Here is a 14,676-nt window from a genome sequence, read left to right on the forward strand (position 1 = left end):
ACGATGACCGCGACCACCACCTCGACCAGCACGGGACTGCCGCTCGCGACCGTGCGGGGCCTGCGGGTCGCCTACGGCGACGGGCCGCTCGTGCTCGACGGCGTCGACCTCGACCTGTTCCCCGGCGAGCTCGTCGCGCTGCTCGGCTCGTCCGGGTCCGGCAAGTCGACGCTCATGAAGAGCCTCACGGGCTTCGCCCCGGTGAACGACGGCTCGGTGCGCGTCGCCGGCTACGACCTGACCAACCTGCGCCACGGACAGGTGCGCAGCCTCCGCGCCTCCGTCGGGCAGATCTTCCAGCAGTTCAACCTCGTCGGTCGCCTCAGCGTGCTGACGAACGTGCTCACCGGCGCGCTGCACGACGCCGGGCCGATCAACCTCGGCGGCGGCTTCACCAGCGGCCACCGCAAGCGGGCCCTGGAGCTGCTGGACCGCGTCGGCATCGCGCACAAGGCGAAGGACCAGGCCCGGACGCTGTCCGGCGGGCAGCAGCAGCGCGTCGCCATCGCCCGCGCCCTCATGCAGCGGCCGCGGCTCGTCCTCGCGGACGAGCCCGTGGCTTCCCTCGACCCGAAGATGTCGCACTCCGTGCTCGAGCTGCTGCACGACATCGCCCGCGAGGACGGCATCCCCGTGCTCGTCAGCCTGCACGTGCTGCCGCTCGCGCTCGAGCACTCGGACCGGATCGTCGGCCTGCGCCACGGCGAGATGGTCGTCAGCGCGCCGACGGCCGAGCTCGACGCCGACAAGCTCGAGGTGCTCTACGCCGGCGACGACGAGGAGGGGGACGACGATGACGCTCGCCGCGCCTGACACCGAGCCCGCCACGAAGGCCCGCTCGAAGGATTCCGCGCGGCGCGGCCGTCCCACCGACAAGCCGCGCCTCGACCCGCGCGAGCGGGACCGGCTGGAGCACGCGTTCCGGGTGCCGCGCGCCCGCTTCATGCTGGGCGTGCCGGTCGCGCTCGCCGTGCTCGTCTGGTCGTTCGTCGGGGCGGAGTTCAACTTCGCGAAGCTCGGCGAGGGCGCGGCCAACATGGGCGAGTTCCTCTCGCGCCTGTTCCCGCCCACGTGGGACAAGCTCGACGTCATCGTCGAGCTGCTGATCGAGACGCTGCAGATGGCGGTCGTCGGCACCGTGCTGGGCGCCGTGCTGTCCCTGGTCGTCGCGTTCGGGGCGTCGTCGAACATCGCCCCGAGGTGGCTGTACTACCCCACCCGCTGGGTCATGAACGTCATCCGGTCCCTGCCGGACCTGGTGTTCGCCCTGATGTTCGTCTCGGCCGTCGGCCTCGGCCCGTTCGCCGGCATCCTCGCGATGACCGTCGGGTCCATCGGCTCGATCGGCAAGGTCTTCGCCGAGGCCATGGAGTCCGTCGACGACGGCCCCGTGGTCGCCATGCAGGCCGTCGGCGCGTCCAAGCGCCAGGTCGTGCAGTACGGCGTCCTGCCCCAGGCCGGGCCGCTGCTCGTGTCGTACACGCTGCTGCTCTTCGAGGGCAACGTGCGCGGCGCGACCATCCTCGGCATGGTCGGTGCCGGCGGCATCGGCCTGGAGCTCACCACCGCCATGAAGATGTACGACTACGGGCACCTCTCCGCGATCGTCATCTGCATCATCGTGCTGGTCACGGTCATCGACCAGGCCAGCGCCGTCATCCGAAGGAAGATCACGTGACCCTGACCGACATCCCCGTCGACCCGACCACCGCCACCCCGGCGGACCTGCCCCTGAGCGCCCCCGTCAACCTCCGCGACCTCGGCGGCATCCCGGTCGCCGGCGGCGCCGTGCGCGAAGGCTTCGCCGTCCGCGCCGACGACCTCTCGATCGTCACGCCGGGCGACGCGGACGCGCTCGTCGAGAACGGCCTTCGCGCGGTGATCGACCTGCGCTCGGCCGACGAGGTCGGCATCACCGGCCGCGGCCCGCTCGGCGCGCAGCCGACGGTGACCTACCACCACGTGCCGTTCATGGCGAACATCGGGCAGGCCGCCGACGGCGCGGCCGACGACGCCGCGCACTTCCCCGACGGCACCCCGGCCGCCGACATGATCGACCAGAGCCGGTTCGGCCGCCTGTACCTGCGGATGTACTCCGACGCGGCGCCGCAGATCGTCACGGCCCTGGCGATCGTCGCCCACGCCCCCGGCGCGGTCGCGTTCCACTGCGCGGCCGGCCAGGACCGCACCGGCGTGCTCGCGGCGGCCCTGCTGCTCACCCTCGGCGCCGAGCAGGACGACATCGTGACCGACTACGCCCGCACGGGCGCCAACTCGGCGGCGATCATGGCGCGCATCTCGCCCATGATGCAGCCGCTGATGCGCAAGTTCGGGCTCGACCTCGACGAGGCGGCGCGGGCCGCCGTCCGCACGGAGTTCTCCGAGGCGCCGATGCGCGAGCTGCTCGGCACGCTCACCGAGCGCCACGGCGACCCGCTCGCGCCGCTGCGGGCGGCGGGGCTCACCGACGGGCTCGTCGCCCGGCTGCGCGAGCGGGCGCTCGGGCCCGTCGAGCCGGCCCAGGCGTGACCACCGTCCCGACGTCGACCGCCGGGGTCGTGGCCGAGCGCCGCGTCCCCGGCGGTCGTGCCGGTAGCCCTTCCGGCCGGCGTCCCGGCCGCCCCCGCGCCGAGGGCCACGACGAGCGCATCCTCGACGCCGCGGTCGCTCTCCTGGAGCGGGGCGAGGAGGTCACCGTGACGCGGGTGGTCGAGCGGAGCGGCGTGAGCCGCGCCGCGCTCTACCGCCGGTGGCCGAGCATGACCGACCTCGTCGCGGAGGCCCTCGACCGCGGACGCGAGCCGTACGCGATCCCGCTCACCGGCGACCTGCTGGAGAACCTGTTGGCGGCGTTCTCCCCGGCCGCGCAGGCCGCCGGCCGGAGCTACCCGGAGGAACGTTTCCGCCTGCGCATGCGGCTGGCGATGACGGACCGCAGGCTCGCCCAGGCGTACTGGCGCTCGCACGTGGCCCGGCGGCGCGGCGCGCTGGTCGCGGTGCTGCAGGCCGGCATCGAGCGGGCGATCCTGCGGCCCGACGTCGACGTCGACGCGTGCATCGACCTGATCAACGGGGTCTTCTACTACCAGTACGTCGTGCGCGGCGTGGCGCTGGACGACCCCGGGACCACCGCCCGCTGCCACGAGGCCGTCCGCGTCGCGTGGCGAGGGATGTCCGTCGACGCGGGCTGACCCCGCGGATCAGCGCGCGTGCTCGACGCAGCGGGTGGCGGCGGGCCTGGCCTCCAGGCGAGCCTCGGGGATCGGGCGGCCGCACACCTCGCACACGCCGTAGGTGCCGTCGGCCACACGGTCGAGCGCTGCGAGCAGCTCGTCGCGTTCTCGCCCGGCCTCGGCCGCGAGCGCCGCCGCCTGCTGCCGCTCCCACGCGAGCGTCGCACCCTCCGGGTCGTGCTCGTCGTCGACGTTCGCGTCCCGCGCCGCGTCGACGATGCCGGCGACGGCGTTCCGCTGCGCCGCGAGCCTCGCCTCGACCTCGGCCAGCCGCGCCCGCAGCCGCGTCTCGGCGTCACTCATCTACGCAGTCTCCCACCGTGCGCGCCCCGATCGGAGCCGTCCGACGGGCCCGTCGCACCGAGAGTTCGCCCGCTCGTCGTCGGCGCGCCACCTGCCCGCCGTGGCGAGGGCAACCCGTCCTTCGTAGCGTGGCGATCTCGTCCCGCCAGAGAGGAACGCCATGACTGCCCACCACCTTCGGGCCCGACGCCGCGCCCTGCTCGCCCCTCCCGGTGCGCGCACCGTCTCGGGTGTGCTCGCCTTCACGATCGCCGCCGCGGTGGCCGGCGGTTCGGCCGCGGCGACCGTCGTCGCCCCGCCCGTCGCCGCGGCCGCGCCGCTGACGGCCAAGCCCGGCGACGTCGCCTACGCCGAAGACTTCGACGACGTCGCCGACGGAGCGCTGCCGGACGGCTGGGCCGCCGCCGCAGGCGACTGGGCCGTGCAGGACGGCCGCCTCGTCGGCGAGCCGGCGAGCATCGGCCGCATCACCTTCGGCCCGCACCTGGAGAACTACCGCCTCGAGGCCACGGTGCGTTTCGACGCCGTGAACAACGCCGCCCGCTGGCTCGCGCCGATCCTCGACATCGACCCGTCGGGCGGCGTGCCGTGGTGGCAGGCCGCGATGCGGTCCACCACGACGGCGAGCAACGGCCTCGAGATCGCCCAGCGCACCGCCGCGAACGCGTGGAGCGTGCCGTACACCGCCGCCGGCCCGTCGGACGCCGGGGTCGGCACCGACGTGCCGATCGCGATCGAGGTGCAGGGCCGCGACGTCACCTGGATCTACGACGGCCAGGAGGTGCTGGAGGGCCGCATCGACCGGTCCGACGACGGCGTGCTGGGCTTCTCCGCCGACGGCGCCCGCGTCAGCATCGACGACGTCGTCGTCACCGAGCTCGCGCCCAAGCCCGTGGTGAACGAGCCCGGCGAGCTGCCCGACACCGCCGCGCACCGCGGCTACTCCGCCGTCAACCCGGAGAACACGCTGGCCGCGTACGCCGCCGCGATGAAGGCCGGCGCCGAGTACGTCGAGATCGACGTGCACACCACCGCCGACGGCGTGCCGGTCGTCATGCACGACCAGACCGTGGACCGCACCACCGACGGGGTGGGCGACGTGGCCCTGCTCGACGGCGCCACCGTGGCCGGGCTGGACGCCGGGTCGTGGTTCAGCCCGGCGTTCGTGGCCGAGCCGGTACCGACGTTCGCGCAGACGCTCGACCTCATGGACACCGGCAGCTCGGACATGCTGCTGGAGATCAAGGGGCCGGAGACGCGCGAGCAGGTGCACCGGGTGGTCGACATGATCGTCGAGGCCGGGCTCGACGACCGGATGGTCATCCAGTCGTTCGACGAGAACGTCCTGAGGTACGCCTACGAGCGGGCGCCGCAGATCCCCCTGGGCCTGCTGCGCGGCACCCTCGACGCCGACCCGGTCGCGAAGGCGGAGGAGCTGCACCTCACGTACTACAACCCGTCCGGCACCGCGCTCGCGACGCGGCCGTCCGTGGTGCGCGACCTCAACGACGCCGGCGTCGGCGTCTTCGTGTGGACGATCGACTCCGCCGCGGACTGGGCCACGTTCACCGACCTGGGCGTGGAGGGCATGATCACCAACCGTCCCGGCGCGTTCATCGGCTGGAAGTCGGCGCAGGACCAGGAGCCCGAACAGCCCGGCGGGGTGCTCACCGGCCTCGCGGAGCTCGACCTGTCCACGGGGCAGGCGATCGCGATCGTCACCGCCCTGCAGCACGAGCGGTGGACCGTGCTGGAGCGACTCGTCGAGCGGTACGTCGACGACCCCGCGCAGCGCGACGCCCTCCTCGCGGAGATCGACGAGCTCCGCGGCTGACCGCCGCCGGTCGAGCTCGTCGAGACCCGCGGACGTGGTCTCGACGAGCTCGGCCGACACGGCTCGACCGGCACCTCACGTCTCAGAGCGCGCGGTGCGTCCAGCGGCCGGCGACGAGCGTGCCGCTCACGGGCATGGTGCGCAGGGCGGCGGCGTGCTCGACGGCGTCGTGCTCTCCGGCGTCGGACGGCGCGCCGGCCGCGAGCGGGTCGGCGTCCAGGATCGCGAGGTCGGCGGGGCCGCCGACGGCGAGGCGGAGGGGCCGTCCGTCGACCGACGCCTCCAGGGCCGCGCGCACGTCGATGCGCTGCTCCGGGTGCCACGGCTCGCGGCCGTCGCGCGATCGCGTGACGGCCGACGCGATCGCGACCCACGGGTCGAGCGGCGCGACGGGCGCGTCGGAGCCGAGCGCCAGCCGTACCCCGGCGGCGCGCAGCTCGGCAAGCGGGAACGCCCGCGCGGTGCGGCCGGGCCACAGCTCCTCGGCCACGTCCCGGTCGTCCATCGCATGCTCGGGCTGCACGCTCGCCGTCACGCCGAGCGCCGCGAACCGCGCGACGTCGGCCGGGCGCAGCAGCTGCGCGTGCTCCACCGACCCGCGCGCTCCGGACGCCTCGAACGCGTCCAGCGCGAGGGCGTTCGCCCGGTCACCGATGGCGTGGATCGCGCACCGCAGCCCGGCGTCGTGCGCGCCGGCCATGAGCGGGACGAGGTGATCGGTGGCGACGTTGAGCACGCCGTGCGCGTCCGGGCCGCCGACGCCGGCGTACGGGTCGAAGCAGTACGCGGTGAGCGTGTTCAGCGAGCCGTCGCTGATGACCTTGAGCGGTCCCTGCGTCACCAGCGGGTGGTCGCCCGCCTGGTCGCCCAGCCGGTCGCCGTCGCGCAGCCCGGCATCGAGCACGGCGTCCAGGTGCTGCTCCCACACGCCCGCGCGCACCCGTAGCCCGTCCCAGCCGGCGGCCAGCCGTCGGCGCCACGCGGTGAGGTTGTCGGCCACCTCGAAGTCGACGACGCCGACGACGCCGCGTCCGGCCGCGGCCCGTGCCGCGTCCGCCACCAGCGCGTCGGCGACGTCGTCGTCCACGGTGACGATGCGTGGGCTCGCGGGCATCCACTCCTCCTCGCGCAGGAGGCCGGTGGGGTGGGGGTCGAGGCCGAGGAAGCGCAGGCCCGCCGTCGACGCCCACGCGCTGTGCAGGTCGCCCGACAGCAGCACGACCGGCACGTCGCCCGCGACGGCGTCGAGCAGCGCGGCTGTCGGCTCGTCGGGCCACGTGGCCCAGCGGAACCCGTAGCCCACCAGCGGCTGCCCGCCGGCGGGCGGGGCGGCGTGGTCGAGCCGGTCACGGACCAGGTCGGCGGCGTGCGCGGCGCTGGTCGCCCACGACACGTCGAGCCGGTGCCGCACCAGCGCCCACTGCGTGAGGTGCGTGTGCGCGTCCCACAGGCCGGGCACGACCGTGCGCCCGTCCAGGTCCACGACGTCCCCCGCGACGACGGCGTGCCCGCCGCCCGCGCCTGTCGGCGTGGCGGCCGCGATCCGCCCCCCGTCGAGCAGCACGTCGACCGGCTCGGCGCCGCCCGCCAACCGGGCGTTGGTCAGGAGGAGCGCGGTCACGATCAGCCGGCGGTGCCGGCGGGACCGACGAGATCCCGCAGCGCCTCGACGACGAGCGCGTGGTCGTCGCCCTGCGCAAGGCCGGAGACGGTCACGACACCGACGACCCCCACACCGGAGACCCGGACGGGGAACGCGCCGCCGTGCGCGGCGTACTCCTGCAGCGGCAGCCCGTGCTTGGCGTTGAAGTCCTCGCCCTTGGCCTTCGCGCGCAGCCCCACGAGGTACGACGACGCGCCGAACCGCTCGACGACGCGCACCTTGCGCGCCACCCAGGTGTCGTTGTCGGGCGTCGTGCCCTCCCGCGCGGCGTGGAACACCTGCTGCGGACCCTTGCGCACGTCGACGGTCACGGCGAGGTCGCGCTCCGCCGCCAGCTCGACGAGCAGACGGCCGAGCCGCCACGCGTCGTCGTGCGTGAACCGTGGCAGCACGAGCTCGCGTTCCTGCTCCTCGACCTCGGCGATCAGGGCCGTCACGTCATCCGGGGTGCTCATGGCTCCCAGCGTGCCACGCGGCCGCTCCGCGGACGGACGCTCACGCCGACCAGCGCGTCACGCTGCCGCCGCTACTGCCGAGGTTCCGGGGATTGAACGGATACGGAAACAGCTCGCAGGATCGGGCTGACAAGCGCGGTGAAGTCTTGGTGGCCGACAAAAAGTTCGGAGAACTCGTCGGCAGGTCCTGCCGAGGTCCAGCCGGCCTCGAGCAACCGCGACCTCACCTCGCTGACTTCGTCGTCGCCCACGCGGGAGTCGAACTTGAAGTCAATGCCCACCGATGCCGGCGGACCATTTGTCGTGTCGCAATGCGGCACCGACACTCTCGAGTCCCGCGTGGCAATCTCATCGGCAAGTGCGGTGAGCTCATCACCGTACTCCGCGATGGCTTCCTCACACTCGGGACCATTGCTGTAGCTGCACGCGGTACCCGATCCAGCGACGAGTGCCGTGATCGTCAGCCAGCGAATAGCCTGCTTCACCGCCGGGCTGGTCGAAGATACGGCCACGCAAGCACCTCCCCGGCCTCGCCCGGGAGCAAGCCCGGCACGATCAGCCAGCCGCCACGTGACGCTGACCCCAGTGCCTGCGAGATCGCACCGTGTCTGGTGGACCAGAAGGTAGCCGTCGACGACCTCTCTGGCCAGACTCCGCGAACGACTTTCACCCGCACGGCTTCGGAGCTGGGAGACCGGCACCCGTGGGCAAGGAGACGTCCGGCAGGGCCGTCTGGCAGGGGCCAGCTCTGGCGGACACGACGACCCGCCTCACGCGCCCGTCATTCGCAGCCGACGCCGTCGCCGTCGCCGTCCAGGTGTCCGTCGTACCCCGGGTCGCCGCGGTGGACCGGCGCCGCGCCTGCCGCGCGGGCCGCGTCGCAGTTCTCGTAGTAGACCGACCCGCCGCCCGAGCCCGAACCGGCGTCGGGCTGCGGCGCCGTGGTCCGCTGCTGCTCGGGCTCCTGCACCGCCGTGGCGGGTATGAGTGGCGCGGCGGGCTCGGTGGCGTCGCCCTTCGGCAGCTTCTTCTTCGGGCAGGTGGTCAGCACGCGCTGCATGGCGTCGTGCTCGGCGCCGGTGACCCACAGGTCGTAGCTCTGCTTCACGGCGACCTGCCGCGCCACGTACGAGCAGCGGAACTTCTTGTTTGGCGGCAGCCAGGTGGCCGCGTCGCCGTCGCCCTTGCTCATGTTCGCCGGCCCGTCGGAGGCGAGCAGGTTGAGCGGGTCGTTGGCAAGCAGCCGCCGCTCGTCGGCGGACAGCCGCTGCGCGCCCTTCTGCCAGGAGTCGGAGAGTGCGACCACGTGGTCGATCTGCACCTGGGTCGACGTGTCCTGCCCGCGCTCGAACGCGATCGTCGTGCCCGTGTACGGGTCGTCGAACGAGCCGGTCAGCACGACGCAGCCGTGCGTGCCCGCGCGGGTGGCGACGTCGTCCAGGTCGCGGCGCAGCACGTCGTTGCGGGTGTCGCAGCCGTTGTGGTCGATGTCGGCCCACGCCGGGCCGAACTGGTCGCGGTCGTAGCCGGTCTTCGGGGCGCGGCCCTTGACGTCCAGCGTCGCGAGGGCGGCGAGCGCCGTGCCGGGCTGCGCACCCGCCTCGGGCTCGTCGGCCGGCGCGGGCGGGTCGCTCTCGGCGGGCTCCGCCTCGGGCCGGGCGGTCGGCGTGACGGGGGCGGGCTCGACGCCCTCCGCCGGGTCCGCCGAGACCTCCACCCGGGTGCTGCTCTCGGACGCCGCGGGCGGGTCGTCCGCCGTCGTCCCCGGGTTGGCCGCCGGCCCGGCGACCGACGACGTGACCACGAGGGCGACGAGCGCGACGCCGCCGACGGCGGCCGCGCCGCCGCGGCGCATCCGCCCCCACCACGTGCGGGTGGTGAGCACGCCCCAGCCGGCGCTGAGCGCGACGTAGAGCGACGACAGCACGAGCGCGCCCCACCAGCCGATGGCCGCTCCGCCGATCAGCGCGACCACGGCCAGCCCGGCGAGGCCGACCCAGAGGGCGGGACGACGGGCAGGCGCTGCGGGCATGGGTTCTCCGTGGTGGTGGGGCGGCGGACGCGGGACGCGGCCCGACCAGTGTGCGGGACGCGGCCGCCGTCGTCGGCCCGCGACGCGGCTGGACGACGCGCACGGGATGCGCCGAGCCGCACGGCGCGTTGTGCTGTGACGTGGGCGCCCGGCCGGGCGGCCCACCACGACCACACCCGGGAGACCACCATGCGACGCCGACCCGCCCTGCTCGCCACCGCGACCGCCACCCTGACGGCCCTGGCGCTCGCGGCGTGCGGCAGCTCGGACGACGACGGCGGCGGCGACGCGGGCAGCGACCTCGGGCTCGTGACGGACGGCACGCTCACCGTCGCGACCGAGGGCACGTACCGACCGTTCACCTTCCACGACGAGGGGTCGGGCGACCTCGTCGGGTACGACGTCGAGGTCGCCGAGGCCGTCGCCGAGAAGCTCGGGCTGGAGATCGAGTTCCAGGAGACACAGTTCGACGCGATCTTCGCCGGCCTGGACGCGGGCCGATTCGACACCATCGCCAACCAGGTCTCGATCAACCCCGAGCGCGAGGAGAAGTACGTCTTCAGCCAGCCGTACACGGTGTCGCGCGGCGTCGTCGTGGTGAACGAGGGCGACACGTCGATCTCGAGCCTGGACGACCTCGCCGGCAAGACCACCGCGCAGTCCCTGACGAGCAACTGGTACCAGCTCGCCCAGGAGGCGGGCGCGGACGTCCAGCCGGTCGAGGGGTGGGCGCAGTCCGTCGAGCTGCTGCGCCAGGGCCGCGTCGACGCGACCATCAACGACTCGCTCACCTACCTCGACTACGAGCAGCAGCAGGGCGGCGACACCGGGCTGGAGGTCGCGGTCGAGACCGACGACGAGTCGCAGAGCGCGTTCGTCGTGACGCCCCAGCGGGAGGCGCTCGCCACCGCCATCGACGGCGCGCTCGACGAGCTGCGCTCCGAGGGCGTCCTCGCGGAGCTGGGCGAGACGTACTTCGGGGAGGACGTCTCCGGGTGACGGGCGTCGTCGGGTAGCCGGCTCCGTCAGGACGCTCCCGGCGCGCCGCCCGTGGCCACAGCACCGGTCGTGGTGGAGTGACGGCCGTGGGCGACATCGACTGGCAGCTCGCCGCGGACTCGTTCTGGCCGCTCCTGCGCGGCGGCCTGACGGGCACGATCCCGCTCGCGCTGATGTCGTTCGCCTTCGGGCTCGTGCTCGCGTTCGCCGTGGCCCTGCTGCGACTGTCCCGCAACCGTGTGCTCTCCGGGATCGGGCGCGTCTACGTGTCGGTCATCCGCGGCACGCCGCTGCTGGTGCAGCTGTTCGTCGTGTTCTACGGGATGCCGTCCGTCGGCGTCGTCGTCGACCCGTGGCCGAGCGCGATCATCGCGTTCTCGCTCAACGTCGGCGGTTACGCGGCCGAGGTGATCCGCGCCGCGATCCTCTCCGTGCCGTCCGGGCAGTGGGAGGCCGGGTACATGGTCGGCATGTCGCGCGGCCGGGCGCTGCGGCGCATCATCCTGCCGCAGGCCGCCCGGGTGAGCGTGCCGCCGCTGTCCAACACCTTCATCTCGCTGGTCAAGGACACGTCGCTCGCGTCGCTCATCCTCGTGGCCGAGCTGTTCCGCGCCGCGGAGGAGATCGCGGCGTTCTCCAGCGAGTTCATGCTGGTGTACATCGAGGCCGCGTTCATCTACTGGGCGTTCTGCACGGTGCTGTCGTTCGGGCAGGACCGGATCGAGAGAAAGCTGGAGCAGTATGTCTGAGCAGGCTGCAGGCGCCGCTCCGCTGCTCGCGGCCCACGGCATCCGCAAGTCCTTCGGCGACCACGAGGTGCTGCGCGGCGTCGACCTGACCGTGCGGCGCGGGCGGGTGGTCGCCGTCATCGGCCCGTCCGGCTCGGGCAAGACGACGCTGCTGCGCTCGCTCAACGGCCTCGAGACGCCCGACGGCGGACGCCTCGACCTCGACGGCGGGCCGGCGCTCGACTTCTCCCGGCCCGTGCCGAAGGCCACCCGGCTCGCGTTGCGCGACCGGTCGGCGATGGTCTTCCAGCACCACAACCTCTTCCCCCACCGGACCGTGCTGCAGAACGTCACCGAGGGTCCCGTGCAGGTGCGGCGGGTACCTCGCCGGCAGGCCGACGAGCGCGCGCTCGCGCTGCTGGAGCGCGTCGGCCTGGCCGAGAAGCGGGACGCCTACCCGCGCGAGCTGTCCGGCGGGCAGCAGCAGCGGGTGGGGATCGTCCGCGCGCTGGCCCTGCAGCCCGACCTGCTGCTCTTCGACGAGCCGACGTCCGCCCTCGACCCCGAGCTGGTCGGCGAGGTGCTCACCGTGATGAAGGAGCTCGCGGAGGAGGGCTGGACGATGGTCGTCGTGACGCACGAGCTGCAGTTCGCGCGTGAGGTGGCCGACGAGGTGCTGTTCATGGACCGCGGCGTCGTCGTGGAGCAGGGGCCCCCGCGGCAGGTGTTCACCGCGCCGCGCGAGGAGCGCACGAAGAGGTTCCTGCACCGGATCCTGCATCCGCTCGACTGAGGCGGAGGTGCAGCGCAGGGTGAGGGCCGAGGAACGAGGCACTCGCCCGCAGCGGAACCGCAGACTCGGGCGACCACAGGCGCGACTGAGGTGGAGGTGCAGCGCAGGGTGAGGGCCGAGGAACGAGGCACTCGGCTGCAGCGGAGCCGCAGCAGGGCGACCACGAGATCGACCGAGGTCGGCGACCACGAGATCGACTAGCCTCGGCGCGTGACCCGACTGGTGCTCCTCCACGGCCGTGACCTCGACGGACACGATCCGGAGTCGATCGAGCAGGACTGGTTGGGGGCGCTCAACGCCGGGCTGGCGGCCTCGGGGTCGACCCTCCGGCTCGGCGACGACGACGCGGACTACGTGTACTACGGCGACACGCTCGCCCATCTCCTCGAGGGGGGCGACGGCGCCACCCCGCCGGTCGTCGCCGAGGTGCAGATCGAGGGCGCCCGGGCGACCCCGTCGGCCGACGCCGTCGCGCACGACCTGGCCGAGTGGCCCGCGGGCGCGCAGCGGTTCGCGTTCGAGGTCGCCCGTGACGTGCTGGCGGGCGCCGGCGTCCGGCCGCCCGCCCCGCCGGAGGCCAGGGCCGAGGGCGTGCTGGACCCGCTGTTCGAGGCGCTCGCCGCGGCGGTCGCCCTGCTCGACCGCATCCCGGGGGTGAGCGCCGCCGTGGTGCTGCTCATCGCGCGGGACGTGTGGACCTACCTGCACGACGACGACGTGCGCGCCGCCGTGGACGAGGCCGTCGCGGAGGCGCTGCCCGACGGGCCGTCCGTCGTCGTCGCCCACTCGCTCGGCTCGCTGATCGCGTGGTCGACGCTGACCGGCGCGCGGGCCGGCTCGGCCGGGGACGGCGGCCCGGCGCGCGAGGTGCCGCTGCTGCTCACGATGGGCTGCCCGCTGCCCGTGCGCGCGGTGCGGGAGGCGCTCCAGGAGCGCGGCCCCCTGGTCTTCCCGCCCGGGGTGCGGAGGTGGGTGAACGTCCGCGACCGGCTCGACCTCGTGGCCGTGCACGACATCACCCCCGAGACGTTCCCGCTGCCCGCGGGATCGCCGGACGTCGTGAACCTCGTGGTCGACAACCGCGCGCCGGGAAACCACGCCGCCGTCGCCGTCCTCGAGGACGGCTCGTACACCGGCTACCTCGCGACCGCGCCGGTGGCCGCGGCGGTCGAGGCCGGGCTCGGCGGGACGGCGTACGAGTCGCACGACGCACCGACGTAGCGGTTCCTGCCGGTTCCCCGCACTGAAGCGGTAGCGATCGCTACGTCGACGGCGCCTGCCAGCCGGGGAGCAGCCGATCCAGCGCCTCGGTGAGGTCGATCGAGCTGCCGTCCTTGCCGCCGGCGCCGAGCACGAGCGGCGGACGCTGCGGCGCGAGGCGGACGCCGCGCAGGCGGTCGAGCGGCGACAGGGGCGCGGTGAGGACGTAGAACGTGCCGTCGGTCGTGACGCCGGCCGTCCGGTCGGTCCGCAGGTACCAGCCGCGCAGCGACGTCCGCGCCGTGCCCTTGCCCCCGTAGCCCTTGGCCTCGAGCCGCTCGTGCGCCAGCCCGGCGTCGGCGGCCGCCCGGACGAACCGCGCCAGCAGCGCCTCCGCCTCCGCGTGCTCCGCGTCCTGCCGCGCCCGCAGGCGTTCCGCCTGCACGCGCGCGGCCTCGGTGCGCCGCGCCGCCCAGTCGTCCGTCATCGCGGCATCGTCCCACGCGCAGCTCCGCCCGAGCTGTCAGAACCACGAAGCGGCGATGCGTCGCGTGGTTCTGACGGCTCGGGTCAGAGCTCGCGCTCCGCGTAGGCGACGAGGGCGTAGCGGACGAACGTCGCGCCGTCGGTGCCGCCGTAGTTCTTCGCGAACCGCGGGTCGGCGACGTACATCTCGGCGAGGCCGACGACGTACTCCTTCGTCGGGCGTCCCTGCTTCGACCCCGGCGTGCCGGGGATCGATCCGAGCCAGTCGGCGTGCCGGGCGGCGAGCGCCTGTGCCTCGTCGGACGTCGGGTCGACGCCTCGCGCCGCGGCCTCGCCCCAGGCGTCGCCGAGCTCCTTGGTGCGCGCCTGCCAGGCCTTCTGCCCCTCGGCACCGAGCCCGCGCCACCACGCGTCGCTCTTCGCGTACGCGTCGGCGCCCCAGCGCTCGGTCACCTCGTCCTTGTGCTGCGTGTGGTCGAACCCGTCGAGCATGTCCTCGGCCATGATCTTGTCTCCCTTCTCGATGGCGGTCAGCGTCCGCTCCACGGACGCGATCTGCCGGCCCAGCCGGCCCTGCTCGGCGCGCAGCGACCCGAGGTGGTCCCGCAGGGCGCGGGCCTCGTCGGTCTGCTCGTCGAGCACCGTGCCGATGTCGGTCAGCGGCAGGCCCAGGTCGCGCAGCAACAGGATGCGCTGCAGGCGCCGGAGCGCGGCGTCGTCGTAGCGGCGCAGGCCCCCGACGCCGGTGTCCGACGGCGGCAGCAGGCCGATCTGGTCGTAGTGACGCAGGGTCCGGCTGCTGACGCCCGCGAGGCGGGCGACGTCCTGGATGGAGCGGGTCATGATGTCGACCGTAGAGGTTGACGCTGCGTCAAGCGCAAGGGCGTGGTCGATGAGGAGGTTCACATCCGTACCTCATGCGGAAGCCACCGGCCGCAGCGAGGATCGAC

16 protein-coding genes are annotated in these 14,676 nt (G+C 73.9%); 9 read left to right on the forward strand and 7 right to left on the reverse strand.

Annotated elements, in window-relative coordinates; genetic code table 11:
* The first annotated feature begins 3 nt into the window (after positions 1–3).
* The 4 genes from ABD254_RS08225 to ABD254_RS08240 are packed head-to-tail and all read left to right on the forward strand — an operon-like array spanning position 4 to position 3,191.
* Entirely contained in the window at positions 4–813 is an 810-nt protein-coding gene (locus tag ABD254_RS08225; protein WP_344247429.1) for a phosphonate ABC transporter ATP-binding protein, read from the forward strand.
* Entirely contained in the window at positions 794–1,678 is an 885-nt protein-coding gene (phnE, locus tag ABD254_RS08230; RefSeq protein ID WP_344247431.1) for a phosphonate ABC transporter, permease protein PhnE, read from the forward strand. Before ABD254_RS08225 ends, phnE begins: the two co-directional genes overlap by 20 nt.
* Entirely contained in the window at positions 1,675–2,529 is an 855-nt protein-coding gene (locus ABD254_RS08235) for a tyrosine-protein phosphatase (protein WP_344247433.1), read from the forward strand. The genes phnE and ABD254_RS08235 overlap by 4 nt, the downstream gene beginning before the upstream one ends.
* Positions 2,526–3,191 (forward strand): TetR/AcrR family transcriptional regulator, encoded by a 666-nt coding sequence (locus ABD254_RS08240; protein ID WP_344247435.1) that lies wholly within the window; start codon positions 2,526–2,528, stop codon positions 3,189–3,191. The genes ABD254_RS08235 and ABD254_RS08240 overlap by 4 nt, the downstream gene beginning before the upstream one ends.
* Positions 3,192–3,200: 9 nt before the next feature.
* Here ABD254_RS08240 and ABD254_RS08245 read toward each other — a convergent pair whose 3' ends face one another.
* The gene (locus tag ABD254_RS08245) at positions 3,201–3,536 is read right to left on the reverse strand and encodes a TraR/DksA family transcriptional regulator (RefSeq protein ID WP_344247437.1); all 336 of its coding nucleotides are present in this window, start codon (positions 3,534–3,536) and stop codon (positions 3,201–3,203) included.
* A gap of 160 nt (positions 3,537–3,696) precedes the next feature.
* On the opposite strand from ABD254_RS08245, the gene ABD254_RS08250 reads away from it, so the two are divergent.
* The gene (locus ABD254_RS08250; protein WP_344247439.1) at positions 3,697–5,370 is read left to right on the forward strand and encodes a glycerophosphodiester phosphodiesterase; all 1,674 of its coding nucleotides are present in this window, start codon (positions 3,697–3,699) and stop codon (positions 5,368–5,370) included.
* Between the two features lie 82 nt (positions 5,371–5,452).
* Here the strand turns inward: ABD254_RS08250 and ABD254_RS08255 are convergent, their stop codons facing one another.
* From ABD254_RS08255 to ABD254_RS08270, 4 genes are all read right to left on the reverse strand, one after another.
* Positions 5,453–6,991, reverse strand: a complete 1,539-nt coding sequence (locus ABD254_RS08255) for an amidohydrolase (protein ID WP_344247441.1) — start codon at positions 6,989–6,991, stop codon at positions 5,453–5,455.
* A 2-nt stretch (positions 6,992–6,993) separates the two neighbouring features.
* Positions 6,994–7,488 carry a heme-degrading domain-containing protein gene (locus ABD254_RS08260; RefSeq protein WP_344247443.1) on the reverse strand — a complete coding sequence of 165 codons (495 nt, stop codon included), beginning with the start codon at positions 7,486–7,488 and terminating at the stop codon, positions 6,994–6,996.
* Positions 7,489–7,559: 71 nt separating this feature from the next.
* Complete coding sequence (locus tag ABD254_RS08265; RefSeq protein ID WP_344247445.1) at positions 7,560–8,000, reverse strand: hypothetical protein; 441 nt, start codon at positions 7,998–8,000, stop codon at positions 7,560–7,562.
* Positions 8,001–8,269: 269 nt separating this feature from the next.
* The gene (locus ABD254_RS08270; protein WP_344247447.1) at positions 8,270–9,520 is read right to left on the reverse strand and encodes an HNH endonuclease family protein; all 1,251 of its coding nucleotides are present in this window, start codon (positions 9,518–9,520) and stop codon (positions 8,270–8,272) included.
* A 189-nt stretch (positions 9,521–9,709) separates the two neighbouring features.
* Between ABD254_RS08270 and ABD254_RS08275 the strand changes: the two genes are divergently transcribed.
* From ABD254_RS08275 to ABD254_RS08290, 4 genes are all read left to right on the forward strand, one after another.
* Positions 9,710–10,519, forward strand: coding sequence for an amino acid ABC transporter substrate-binding protein (locus ABD254_RS08275; RefSeq protein WP_344247449.1), 810 nt, complete (start codon positions 9,710–9,712; stop codon positions 10,517–10,519).
* 95 nt (positions 10,520–10,614) lie between these two features.
* Entirely contained in the window at positions 10,615–11,268 is a 654-nt protein-coding gene (locus ABD254_RS08280) for an amino acid ABC transporter permease (RefSeq protein ID WP_344248522.1), read from the forward strand.
* Complete coding sequence (locus ABD254_RS08285) at positions 11,261–12,040, forward strand: amino acid ABC transporter ATP-binding protein (protein WP_344247451.1); 780 nt, start codon at positions 11,261–11,263, stop codon at positions 12,038–12,040. The genes ABD254_RS08280 and ABD254_RS08285 overlap by 8 nt, the downstream gene beginning before the upstream one ends.
* A gap of 210 nt (positions 12,041–12,250) precedes the next feature.
* Positions 12,251–13,261 carry a hypothetical protein gene (locus ABD254_RS08290; RefSeq protein WP_344247453.1) on the forward strand — a complete coding sequence of 337 codons (1,011 nt, stop codon included), beginning with the start codon at positions 12,251–12,253 and terminating at the stop codon, positions 13,259–13,261.
* A 40-nt stretch (positions 13,262–13,301) separates the two neighbouring features.
* Here ABD254_RS08290 and ABD254_RS08295 read toward each other — a convergent pair whose 3' ends face one another.
* Complete coding sequence (locus tag ABD254_RS08295) at positions 13,302–13,727, reverse strand: hypothetical protein (RefSeq protein WP_344247455.1); 426 nt, start codon at positions 13,725–13,727, stop codon at positions 13,302–13,304.
* Between the two features lie 83 nt (positions 13,728–13,810).
* Positions 13,811–14,569, reverse strand: a complete 759-nt coding sequence (locus ABD254_RS08300) for a MerR family transcriptional regulator (protein ID WP_344247457.1) — start codon at positions 14,567–14,569, stop codon at positions 13,811–13,813.
* Between the last annotated feature and the right edge of the window lie 107 nt (positions 14,570–14,676).

The sequence above is a fragment of the Isoptericola hypogeus genome, from assembly GCF_039531145.1.
Taxonomy (GTDB): domain Bacteria; phylum Actinomycetota; class Actinomycetes; order Actinomycetales; family Cellulomonadaceae; genus Isoptericola; species Isoptericola hypogeus.

What these genes read in the sequence shown, in the direction of transcription:
- ABD254_RS08275 (WP_344247449.1), top strand. Translation starts at nt 9,710, where the DNA reads ATGCGACGCCGACCCGCCCTGCTCGCCACCGCGACCGCCACCCTGACG.
- ABD254_RS08250 (WP_344247439.1), top strand. Translation starts at nt 3,697, where the DNA reads ATGACTGCCCACCACCTTCGGGCCCGACGCCGCGCCCTGCTCGCCCCT.
- ABD254_RS08295 (WP_344247455.1), bottom strand. Translation starts at nt 13,727, where the DNA reads ATGACGGACGACTGGGCGGCGCGGCGCACCGAGGCCGCGCGCGTGCAG.
- ABD254_RS08300 (WP_344247457.1), bottom strand. Translation starts at nt 14,569, where the DNA reads ATGACCCGCTCCATCCAGGACGTCGCCCGCCTCGCGGGCGTCAGCAGC.
- ABD254_RS08270 (WP_344247447.1), bottom strand. Translation starts at nt 9,520, where the DNA reads ATGCCCGCAGCGCCTGCCCGTCGTCCCGCCCTCTGGGTCGGCCTCGCC.
- phnE (WP_344247431.1), top strand. Translation starts at nt 794, where the DNA reads ATGACGCTCGCCGCGCCTGACACCGAGCCCGCCACGAAGGCCCGCTCG.
- ABD254_RS08225 (WP_344247429.1), top strand. Translation starts at nt 4, where the DNA reads ATGACCGCGACCACCACCTCGACCAGCACGGGACTGCCGCTCGCGACC.
- ABD254_RS08285 (WP_344247451.1), top strand. Translation starts at nt 11,261, where the DNA reads ATGTCTGAGCAGGCTGCAGGCGCCGCTCCGCTGCTCGCGGCCCACGGC.
- ABD254_RS08245 (WP_344247437.1), bottom strand. Translation starts at nt 3,536, where the DNA reads ATGAGTGACGCCGAGACGCGGCTGCGGGCGCGGCTGGCCGAGGTCGAG.
- ABD254_RS08260 (WP_344247443.1), bottom strand. Translation starts at nt 7,488, where the DNA reads ATGAGCACCCCGGATGACGTGACGGCCCTGATCGCCGAGGTCGAGGAG.